The 11,674-nt window shown below is 35.5% G+C and carries 9 protein-coding genes and 1 pseudogene; 8 read left to right on the forward strand and 2 right to left on the reverse strand.

Annotated features, from left to right (window positions below; translation table 11 throughout):
- Positions 1-15: 15 nt before the first annotated feature.
- From FC89_RS07280 to FC89_RS07300, 5 genes are all read left to right on the forward strand, one after another.
- Entirely contained in the window at positions 16-1,428 is a 1,413-nt protein-coding gene (locus FC89_RS07280; protein WP_057871885.1) for an MFS transporter, read from the forward strand.
- 39 nt (positions 1,429-1,467) lie between these two features.
- Positions 1,468-2,304 carry a sugar phosphate isomerase/epimerase family protein gene (locus FC89_RS07285; protein ID WP_057871886.1) on the forward strand — a complete coding sequence of 279 codons (837 nt, stop codon included), beginning with the start codon at positions 1,468-1,470 and terminating at the stop codon, positions 2,302-2,304.
- 271 nt (positions 2,305-2,575) lie between these two features.
- Complete coding sequence (locus tag FC89_RS07290; RefSeq protein ID WP_057871887.1) at positions 2,576-3,880, forward strand: glycoside hydrolase family 28 protein; 1,305 nt, start codon at positions 2,576-2,578, stop codon at positions 3,878-3,880.
- A gap of 37 nt (positions 3,881-3,917) precedes the next feature.
- Entirely contained in the window at positions 3,918-4,154 is a 237-nt protein-coding gene (locus FC89_RS07295; RefSeq protein WP_057871888.1) for a hypothetical protein, read from the forward strand.
- 97 nt (positions 4,155-4,251) lie between these two features.
- Positions 4,252-5,487, forward strand: coding sequence for a glycoside hydrolase family 28 protein (locus FC89_RS07300; RefSeq protein ID WP_057871889.1), 1,236 nt, complete (start codon positions 4,252-4,254; stop codon positions 5,485-5,487).
- A 269-nt stretch (positions 5,488-5,756) separates the two neighbouring features.
- On the opposite strand, the gene FC89_RS07305 is transcribed toward FC89_RS07300, so the two are convergent.
- The gene (locus tag FC89_RS07305; RefSeq protein WP_235804398.1) at positions 5,757-7,136 is read right to left on the reverse strand and encodes an aspartate aminotransferase family protein; all 1,380 of its coding nucleotides are present in this window, start codon (positions 7,134-7,136) and stop codon (positions 5,757-5,759) included.
- A 277-nt stretch (positions 7,137-7,413) separates the two neighbouring features.
- Here FC89_RS07305 and FC89_RS07310 point away from each other — a divergent pair, with 277 nt between their 5' ends.
- Positions 7,414-8,853, forward strand: a complete 1,440-nt coding sequence (locus tag FC89_RS07310) for an APC family permease (protein WP_057871891.1) — start codon at positions 7,414-7,416, stop codon at positions 8,851-8,853.
- A gap of 258 nt (positions 8,854-9,111) precedes the next feature.
- On the opposite strand, the gene FC89_RS07315 is transcribed toward FC89_RS07310, so the two are convergent.
- Entirely contained in the window at positions 9,112-10,116 is a 1,005-nt protein-coding gene (locus FC89_RS07315) for an AraC family transcriptional regulator (RefSeq protein WP_057871892.1), read from the reverse strand.
- A gap of 454 nt (positions 10,117-10,570) precedes the next feature.
- Here FC89_RS07315 and kduI point away from each other — a divergent pair, with 454 nt between their 5' ends.
- Positions 10,571-11,416: a 5-dehydro-4-deoxy-D-glucuronate isomerase gene (gene kduI / locus FC89_RS07320; protein WP_057871893.1), complete on the forward strand. Its 846-nt coding sequence runs from the start codon at positions 10,571-10,573 to the stop codon at positions 11,414-11,416.
- 16 nt (positions 11,417-11,432) lie between these two features.
- Positions 11,433-11,674, forward strand: a pseudogene (locus FC89_RS12705) (2-deoxy-D-gluconate 3-dehydrogenase); the annotation flags it as partial.

Raw genomic sequence — 11,674 nt, forward strand, 5'->3', positions numbered from 1 at the left:
TGGGAGGTGGCAGTAATGAAAAAAGCAGACTATGGAGAAGCTGTCAATATAAAAGCAGCTCCCTTTGGTAAACGGGATAAGATCGGCTATATGTTTGGCGATTTAGGCAATTGTTTTATTTTGGGCTTGGTAAATAGTTTCGTAACTATTTATTATACCAATGTTTTAGGAATTGCCGGCTCAACATTGGGAACACTGTTTTTGATTGCCCGATTTATCGATGCGTTTACTGATGTAACCATTGGCAGGCTGGCTGATGTTGCTAAGCTGACACCGCAAGGACGCTTCAGACCATGGATTCGTAAAGCTAAATATCCATTTTGCATAATTTGTATAGTATTATTTTTACCGTTTGTTAATGATTTTTCAATGATTGGAAAATTAGTATATGTAACTATTACTTATTTATCATATGGTATTTTGCTTTCCTGCATTAATATTCCTTATGGCTCTCTAGCTTCAGCGATAAGTCCAGCGCCGGATGATAAAGCATCATTATCAACCTTTAGAAGTGTTGGGTCAGCTATTGGTGGAGCAACGACTGGCTTGTTGATTCCGATATTTATGTATACCAGCATTGGTTCCGGTCAAAAACAGATCAGTGGCATGCATTTCTTTTATATTTCAATTGCTTGTGCAGTGATCGCATTTATTTCGTACAATTTGACTTACCATTTCACGACTGAACGTGTCCAAGTTAAGAAAACTAATAATGTTTCTTTAAAGGAAATGTTTAAGAGTATTTCGATAAATAAACCGTTGATTGCCTTAATTTTAACTGATATGTTTGTCGTTATTAATCAGAGTGCTTTTGGAACAATGATAAGTTATTTGTTTAATGATTTTTACAAAAATAATGTTGCGTTATCTATATCTGAGTTTTTTGCTTATGGCTGTCCAATTATTTTAGCTCCATTTGCAAATAAGATCATTAAAGAATTTGGCAAAAAAGAAGCTAGTTCGGTGACCTTGCTTGCATCTTCAGTTATTTTCTTCCTGCTTTATTTTTTGAAGATTCAAAACGTTTGGCTTTATTTAGCCTTAATGTTCTTGGGTACAGTTTGCTACTCCTTCTTCAATCTGATGGTTTGGGCTTTTATTACCGATGTAATCGATTATCATCAGTATATTTCGCATTATCGCGAAGATGGTACCATTTATGCAATTAATTCATTTGCTCGTAAAGTTGGTCAGGCTTTGGCTGGTGGCTTAAGTGGCTGGTTGCTGGCACTAATTGGTTATCAATCTTCAACAGTTGGCGGGGCAGTCCAGAGTCAAGCGGTTAAAGATCGAATCTATGATGTTGCAAATTTATTGCCAGCCTTTTTGTTATTAGTCGCAGTCCTCATTTTATTCTTTGCTTATTCATTAACAAAGAGTAAGATGAATAAAATTTCTGCTGAATTAAAAGAGATCAATAAAGATTAATACTAAAGTAAGCAGCTTTAAATTTAAGGAAGATGAAAAATGAAGTTAGGAATTAGAGCCCATGATCTACCAATTTTTAATGATGTTGACCAATTAGCAGCTGAATTGCATAAATTAAATTTCTCATATGTTCAGTTTGCTCCGCGGGTTTCCTTAGATAAGTTAACTGATTCTGGGAAAAATGTTTCATTCGGATTAGCTGACAGTGTAAGAAAAACTTTTGCAAGGAATAAAATTAGTATCGCGGTCCTTGGATGTTATGTAAATATAATTCATCCAGACATTAAACTAAGAGCAAAAAACTGCCAACAATTTGAAAAGTATCTGAGCCTTGCCAGTTCATTTGGGAGCGCACTTGTTGCTACCGAAACCGGCAGTGTTGACCCGAATTTTAACTTTACTAAAGAAAATTGGGATGGCAAAATTGTTGAGCAGACGATTAATGAAGTAAGAAGTTTAACTGACACAGCGGCTAAACTTGGTTGTCTCGTGGGAATTGAACCTGGTATAAATCATCCGATACACAGTGTTGGTTTGACAAAAAGACTGCTACAAGAGGTTTCTTCACCAAATTTAAAAATAATTTTGGACCCGGCTAATTTGGTTTATCAAGCAAGTGATCAAGCAACGGAGCTGGTTGCAGAAGCCATTGAAAACTTTGGCGAAAGTATCTATGCGTTTCATCTAAAAGATTATGCATTTAAAGCTGGAAAAAAGGTCGTTACACCGATCGGAACTGGAGATGCCGCTATCAGTGAAATGGTCAAAATAATTGCTGATTTTCAATGTGAACCTTACGTGATCCTTGACGAAACTCCGCAAAAGGATTTTAAACAATCATTGATCAATGCTAATCAGATAATTGATAAATTATAGAATTGGATTATTTATCAGATAATGAGGTACTGCCAAATCTGACAAGGATTAACTTTTTTGATGCAAGGTAGTTACATGCTAGAAAACTTGCCGATGAGTTTCTTCGTTTTAGTTTGACAATTTAATCATTCGTTGAAGAGCTTGCTGTTTTTATTAGTTCTTAGGCAACTAAGTGAGTTACTTTAAATTGTTTAATATATCTGTAGATCATAGGGGATGTGTAGATTAAAAGCTATTTTAAGATGGCCAGCTGATTTAGGGGGTTAGCTCTATGCAGATAAATGTACTTGATTTTGCTGCGAAAGGAAATGGAACCACCAATGCAACAAAAGCAATTCAAGCAGCACTCGATGCGGTTAATGATGTCCAAAATACGGTAGTTATTCCGGCGGGAGTTTATTTGGTTGGTTCACTTTTTGTAAAGAGTCATACCAGCTTAGTTTTTGAAGATGGCGCAGTTTTACTGGGAACAAAAAGTCTTAAAGATTATAAAATTATTAATACCAGAGTTGCTGGGATTGAGATGAAATGGCCGGCAGCTATTATAAACTGCATTGATGCGGTAGATATTTCTATTAGCGGAAATGGTCGAATCGATGGGCAAGGGCCCTTCTGGTGGGCCAAATATTGGGGAAATGATAAAAAGAGTGGGGCCAGAAAGCAATATGATGAACAGAATTTGCGCTGGATAGCTGATTATTCAATCCCAAGACCTAGAGAAATATTATTGTATAATGCCAGCGATATTAAAGTGAAAGATATTAATTTAACGCAGTCTGGATTTTGGAATTTACAAATAACCTATTGTTCTAAAATCGAAATAGCTAATTTAGTTATTGATAAAAATAACGGACCTAGTACAGATGGAATAGATATTGATTCGTCTGAAAAAGTGCATGTGCATAACTGTGTATTTTCCTGCGGCGATGATTGTATTGCAATTAAATCAGGCAGAGATGGTGATGGTTATAGGGTGGGGAGACCTAGTCGAATAATCGAGATCGATCATTGCAAGTTTTTATCGGGGTACGGATTGACGATTGGCAGTGAAGTAACCGGCAGTGTTTATGAAATTAAAGTTCACGATTTGGAATTTGTCGGCTGTGATTGCGGGATAAGGATGAAATCATCAGCAGAACGCGGTGGCGCGATTGAAAATGTTTTTGTAGAAAATTTGCAGATGAAGAATGTCAGATTTCCGTTTTCATGGATACTTAATTGGCATCGGGAATATAATTTGAAAAAGATTAGTGACGAAGAATTTCAATCAAAACCTGAATTTTGGCGAAGCGTGGCTGCTTCGATACCTAAAAACTTATGGCAAACTAAAGTAAGAGATGTCTATATTAAAAACGTTTCTTTAAAATTATCAGCTGATTATGAAAAATCAGCACGCGCTTTTGATATAAAAGCCTTCCCTGCAAAACCGATGGAAAATATTATTTTTGAAGATATTAAGTTAGATGTTAGTGAGTTTGGAAATATTGTTGGCGTTAAGGGTCTGAAATTTAAAAACGTTTCACTTAATATTAAACACAGTAACCAAAATATGAATGATAATTTTGACAATCGTTAGAATTAGGAAATTTATGTTTAAAGGAGAATGATTTAAAATGGCGGATAAAAAAATAAAAATAGATCCAGCGGCTTTTGCCTGTTCAGTGGTTAGCGGCTCGAATTTAACCGGTGATGATGACGAAAAAGATTGCAAAAAAGCTTTAGTGAGATACCTGACGGCTTATTTGCTAGTTGAGAAGTTCAATAATTTGGAAGCAAATCAATTTAAGTTTATTAATAGTAAAAACTTTGAATACCTGATGAGTGCACTTGACAGTGTGAAACCACGATAGAATTGGGAGATAAGTAGCTACTGTAAAAATTTTTATGATTGGCTTAATCTCTCAAACAGGTCGTTGTCATGAAATTAATCAAAGTTAGGAGGAAGTAATGAAACAGCAGACCATTCATATTTTTGAGGTTATTAAAGATCTTAACAAGTTGACCAGCTGTTTGCAACAAATTATAAATGACCATGATCCAAAGAATAAGCTAACAATTTCGTTTGATAAACCCGGGATATATTTGATTGACGGGCTTAAATTACGATCCAATCTTGAATTCCATTTAGCCAAGGGAGTTTGCTTGAAGGGCAGCGGAGTAGAAGCAAAGTATTATCATCGACCAGGACCCTTTGAATTGAATAAAAATAAGACGCCTATTTGTGCTTTAATATATGCCCAAAACTGCGAGCATATAAAATTTAGCGGTGAAGGTACGATCGATGGCAACTATACAAAATTTATACTTCCCAACCAAAAAACTGCAAGCCATTTAAAATTTTACAAATACCCACGACCAATGACCCTATATTTTGAGAATTGCGTGGATACAACATTGGAAGATATCGAAATAAAGCAGGCTCCTTTTTGGACAATTCATTTAGTTGGCTGTGTAAATACAGTTATCACTAAGATCAAGATTCACAATGAAATGCGGATGCCCAATACAGATGGGATCGATGTGGATAGAAGCAAAAACACATTAATTCAAAATTGTGAAATTATTACTGGGGATGATGGTATTTGTCTAAAATGTACCGAAGAAACGGCGAAATATGGTAATTGCGAAAATCTAAATGTAACAGATTGTTATATAGAGTCTCAAAGCTCAGCTATTAAATTTGGCAGCAGTAGTTTTGGTGATTTTGAAAATTGTAAGTTTGAACGGCTTGATATTAGAGGAAGTAATCGGGGACTGGCTTTTCAACTGCGGGATCCCGGCAGTGCAATTAATATAGTATTCAAGGATATAAAAATTGAAACTCAAAGATTTACTGAAAAATGGTGGGGATCTGGTGAACCGATTTTTATTACTTTGTTGCCAAGAACCGAAAACACAGATTTGTCGGGGCAACGGCTTGAGAATGTTAAATTTGAAGATATCGAATTTTTGAGTGATAACAGCATCTTCATCTATACTGAGCAAGCAAAGATGTTGGATAACATTGTTTTTGCTAATCTTAAAGCTACTTTTAGGGATGTCAAGCTTGAAAAAACAACTTTTGATTTACGTCCATGTAACGGTAAAGCAACTGTTCAATGCCGCTTCCAAGCAATTGTTTCTAATTCATTAAATTATGTAGCTCGTGATTTAAAGGTGAATTTTGTTGAGAAATCTATCTGACATTGGGAGCAAACAGGCTTTATAATTAGGTGAGATGCCAGAATTTTAATAGCAAATTTTTATTCATCACCAAAAAAACCGGCAAGGCAATTACTTACCACAGCCAGTTTAACAGGATTTTTAGCTATCAAACGGTCAGCTTAAACAAAGTTGACCGTCTTTTTGAGCTATCCAATTAATTATTAGAAAAAGTGGTGCTTGAATTATAAATTATTGTAATAATTTAAGCTGTTGTATTTCTAAAACAACTCATCATTAAAAATAGTCTACTATTTTGCTAATTCTGTCAATGATTCTTTAATTGCTGTTTCATAGATAGCAAGCCCGGCTTTGATTTGTTCTTTGGTTGCGACTAACGGACTTAGGAAGCGAATAACATTATCGTGAACGCCAGCATTTTCTATGATTAAACCATGAGAAACGGCATGTTTGATAATTTTAGCAACTAGTTCTGGATATGGTTCTTTGGTAGCTCTATTTTTTACAAATTCAACACCGATCATACTGCCGATTCCGCGAACATCACCAATTTCAGCGTAACGCGACTGCATATCGGTAAATCCATCAAAAGCCATTTGACCAATTTGTTTAGCTCGTTCAGTTAATTGCTGCTCTTTAATGATATCAAGCACTTGAAGTCCCGCAGCACATGCTAAAGCATTTCCTCCAAATGTACTACCGACAATTCCGGATTGAATGTTATCCATGATCTGTGAACCAGCTGTTACAGCCGCTAATGGCAATCCAGCTCCAATTGACTTTGCCATGGCAATAATATCAGGTGCAAAACCGTTTTCTTTCCAATAATTTGAAACAAATAATTTTCCCGAACGTGCAAATCCTGATTGAACTTCATCAGCAACTAGCATAATACCATTTTCATTACAAATTTTTCGCAATGCTGCTACATACTCAAACGGTGCAGGAATAAAGCCGCCTTCACCTTGAATTGGTTCAATAACAATTGCTGCGACTTGTTTAGCTGGGACAGCTTGTTCAAAGACATATCGAAGTTTATCAAGGTAATATTGAATGCTCTCTTCGCGTGAGTATCCATGTGGTGCTCGATATAGATTGGGAAACTCTGCTCGGTGAATTCCCCCCATTGCTGGTTCAATGCCATATGAATATGTTTTTTTAGCCGTCATGGTTGATGTTAGTGCCGTTCGTCCATGAAAGGCGCCTGAGAAAACGATCACGTCAGCTCTGCCAGTAACTGATTTAGCAATTTTAACGGCATTTTCGATCGCCTCGGCACCGGAATTAACGAACATGGTCTTTTTATCTTCAGCATTAACCGGTGCTAATTTATTTATCTGCGCTGCTAAGTCAACATAGTTGGCATGTGTTGTAATGTTGATCATTCCGTGGAAGAATCGCTCCGCTTGTTGTTTGACAGCCTCGATCACCTGCGGTTGACTATAGCCGACATTCATAACCCCCACACCGGCGACCCAATCAAGAAAACGATTGCCATCAACATCTTCGATCATTGCACCACTTCCACGACTAATTACTACTGGATAGCTGCACAGAACCGCAGCAGGAACATTTGCAGCTCGCTTTGCTAAAACCTTTTTAGCATTTGGTCCAGGAAGTGGCATAGAAACTTGGGGAAGGGCCTCTTGTAATTCATCAGTTTTAATCATAAACAACACACCTTTCATTTTTTAGCAAATTCTTGTCATGTGATAAAAGCTAACCGACAACAATAGCCAATAAAGCGAATTGACTATTAATGATTAGAATATTACCACTAAATTCAGATTAATCAATATTAAAACTGAAAATATTATTAAAATGCGTAGTTTTTGATTAGAACACAGTTGCTTTTTTCACATTTAAATAATATAATCCAATTGTCGATGTTATATATTATGACATTACTGCTTGCCGCTTTTAAATTTTAGCAAAGGAGTGCTGCTTATGCATGAAAAACTATCGGATGCCAGTTACATTGAAATTTCCAAAAAAATCAGTCCGCAACAACCTAGTTCAACCGTGACAAATTCTCCTGGATTAAAAGCAAATTCATTATCATTTTTTGAGGTTCTTGGTGAGTCAGTAGCTAATATTGCTCCTACTGCAACACCGGCAATTACGATTCCGGTTGTTTTTGCTCTTGCAGGTAACGGTACTTGGATTTCCTATATAATTGCTACTGTGGCTTGTGTACTTTTGGCTAAACAGGTAAATGTCTTTTCTCGGCGATATGCCACTTCTGGCAGTATCTATACTTATGTTACCGACGGCCTTGGCAGTCGAGTTGGTTTCATGTCTGGTGCCAGTATTTTGTTTGCTTATATCACAACAGCAGTAGCGGTTTTAGCTGGTTTTGCGATTTATGCACATACACTGCTAGCTTATATCAATATTTCATTACCCTATCCAGTTTTAATAGCTATCGGTACAATCACTGCTTGGTTAATGGCTCAAAAGGGAGTAGAACTTTCTACTAAAACCATGATGACAATGGAATTCCTATCTGTTTCAATTATTTCAATTCTTGGAATTGTCCTTTTATTTAGTCATCATTTTTCAATTAATCCTAACAATGTTGCTTTTACAAATATTTCTTTTAGCCATGTTGCTTCCGGACTGGGCTTGGCGTTCTTCAGTTTTGTGGGTTTTGAGGGAGCTGCTTCGATGGGGAAAGAAGCTAAAGAACCACTTAAAAATATTCCACGAGCTATTATCAGCAGTCCTCTTGCTGTTGGCATTTTCTTTGTTATCATGTCGTTAATTATGATGATGGGATTTTCAGGAACTGGTCATTCGCTTGGAGAGTCAATGTCGCCACTTGGTTTTTTAGCTACTAGAAATCATGTTTCCTTTCTGGGCTATTGCATTACAATAGGAGCTGTAATCAGTTTCTGGTCCAGTACGGTAGGTGTAATTACAGCCGGATCTAGAATTATGATGAAAATGAGTTCGGAAAACTATCTACCCAAAAAGTTTTCGTTTGTTAATGAAAAAAAGAAAACACCGACCTTTGCAATTGGCGTTTCTGGAGCAATTATCGGTTTTTTGGGAGTGGGTTTTGCTTTAATGACAACTATTGAAAACACATATGAGTGGTTTGGCACAATTGCTGTTTGGGGATTTTTAATTGCTTATCTGTTAATTACCATCAGCGCCCCTGTTTTTCTGTATAAATCTGCTGAGTTAAAAATTCATAATGTTATCTTATCTTTGATCACCGCGGTTTTGTTGATGATTCCGATTGTTAGAAGTGTCTATCCGCAACCGGAAGGTCCAGTGAAGTTTTTCCCGTATATTTTCGGGGCTTGGCTGTTGATCGCGTTTCTATTCCATGAGTTTAAAGATTTGCAACTTGCAAAAAAAGCAGCTGTTACCGATCAATAGATTTCTTTGAAAATTAGCAATCAGTTATACTCTGATGTTTTGTAGTAGTTTAGTTAATGCTTAAAATAACAAAAAGCCGAAGAAATTAATTTTTCTTCGACTAATTTTATGCAGTTGAAAATAACAGCAAAGCAATTAATGTAGAGCAATTTTTTAATTGCTTGCAGCTTTTTTGAGAACCGTTTTGTTTGGTAATTGTAAAGTTATAGCTACTCATCTAAAAATATGAGCGTTTTAGCATAAAACAGTAATCAGACGTTAAACTTTTAAAAACTCAGCTGCAGAATATTGGCGGTCATGTGAAGGCAAATGATCAAAGTGCTTTTTGTATTCTGAATAGAAATATGTTTTACTGGAAAATCCGACTAGTTCGCTTATTTGGGCTATGGAATAGTTGGTATGCTTAATCAATTTGTTTGCTTCGGCAACTCGTCTGATGTTTATTAACTCGGTAAAAGTTTTTCCGGTTTGGTTCTTTATGAAATTGCTTATATAATTTTTGTTGTAATTTAGTTTTTGGGCAATTACTGCTAGGGTTAAGGATTTAAAATTTTTATTAATTTCTTCAGTAATTTGGGACAATAATATAGAATTATGCGGTTCTAGCTGTGAATCAGGACAGCTTTTTTCGGATCTTCTAGCTGTAAGTAGAAAGAATTTTAATAAATTACATTTTATAATTTCCGCCGAGTAGATTTGTGGGAAATAATACTCATAGATGATATTGTTCAATGTTTGTTCAAAACTTAATGGTTCGTTATTTCTAAAAACATGATATTGTTTATCACGGAAGATATCAGTAAAAAATGGCGTTATATTTTCCATTGATATATTTAAAAATCCCTTTGTTTGGGATAACAAGTCTACCTTAATATTCTTTTCTTTGATCAAAAAGGTTATTAAAATATCATTTTTACCGAGTGAACTAATTGCATGCTTGGAACCTGCGTTCAAAAAAAGAATATCTCCTTTTTTCAAATCTATTTTCTCACCATTGATTTTTTCGGTACACTTTCCCGAAAACATATAATTTAACTCAATAAATTGATAACAATGTTTTGGACAGGCTGCATAGCGATTATGTTTATTTATAAATAGATATTCATTTTTTTTGAAGAAACTGGTATCGTTTAAAGTTAAAAGCCCATTCTGGTAGTTAAATGAATATTTAGGCAGGTCAATTATGAAATTATGCTTTTTTTTCTGAATTTTTTCAATGTCTGTTTCCTCGTAAAGCAACTGCTGCAAGCGATAAGTATTCATAAGTTAATCCTCCTTGAATGGTTATTACATTTCTATATGAGAAACTATATTTCTTATATTCTACAAAGTGATTGTAATTTATTTTCTTTTGAATTGCAATATCTAATTTGTCTCTTTGTTTAAATATTAGCTGATATAGTAATTTAATCAATTATTTTGTTATTCTATCGCTGATTTCATTAATGCAGATGGTGATTATCAATGCGAATTTCTGCTGTGATCTGCTTAGTGGATATTAAATTTTAGCAGCTAAAAATTAAGTAAAATTGAGTTTTAAATGGAAACCAAATGAAATATCACCAAAAACTTAAAAATGAAAAATGGGTAATTTATGATTTTTTAATGATTATTTTTCATAGAAAGGGCTTGCATTTGTGAGAGCAAGATATTAAAATTATCTTGTAAATAGGAAATTAGGTTTCTTATAAAGAAACTAAACAAGGAGGAATTAATTATGACATTTTCAATGGTAACCAGATACGCGCATAGCCCGGAAGATATTCGTCATTATTCGACTGAACAGATGCGTGAGCAATTTTTAATGCCAACACTGTTTTCTAAAGGCGATATTTTACTAACATATACTTATAATGATCGAATGATTTTCGGTGGAGTAACACCAAGTGAACAGGCGTTAGAAATTAAACTTGATAAAGGATTAGGGGTCAATTATTTTTTAGAGCGGCGTGAGTTAGGCATTATTAATATTGGTGGTACAGGGTCATTGACAATTGATGGTGAAAAAGTTGAAATGGTTCAACACGATGGTTATTACGTCGGCAAGGGTACTAAGCAGGTTTTGTTTGAATCAATTGATGCAAATGATCCAGCCAAATTTTATGTTGTTTCGACTCCAGCACATAAAAAATATCCCAATAAAAAATTACCATTTGCCAATGCTTTGGCTAAACCGCTAGGCGATCAAGAGCACATGAATAAGCGGACAATTTACAAATATATTGACGCTTCACAGATGGATACATGTCAATTGCAAATGGGCTACACTGTTTTGGAACCGGGATCAGCTTGGAACACTATGCCAGCTCATACTCATGCTCGGCGAATGGAAACTTATATGTATTGTGAATTTGCTGAACCGGAAACTAAAGTATTTCATATAATGGGAACACCAGCGGAAACTAAACATATTGTTGTTGCCAATGAACAAGCAGTGGTTAACCCCAGTTGGTCAGTTCATTGTGGAGTAGCAACAACGCGTTATGCCTTTATTTGGGCGATGTGCGGTGAAAATCAGACCTATGATGATATGGATGCTGTGGCAATGGATCAATTAAAATAATTGAGGAGCAGAATAAATGAAACAATCAATTGAAGAAATTAAAGCCAATGAAGCAGCGTTAGATAAGTTTAAAATGGATTTTTTTAGCCTGAAAGGCAAAGTTGCGGTCATTACCGGCGGCAACACCGGTTTAGGGCAAGGTTATGCAGTTGCATTGGCCGAAGCGGGCGCGGATATTTTTATTCCGACTTTTGGTAAAGCCGAATGGGATGAAACTCGAGCGATGATCGAAAAACGGGGACGTAAAGTTGAATTTAT

It is taken from the genome of Liquorilactobacillus ghanensis DSM 18630, assembly GCF_001435235.1.
GTDB lineage: Bacteria > Bacillota > Bacilli > Lactobacillales > Lactobacillaceae > Liquorilactobacillus > Liquorilactobacillus ghanensis.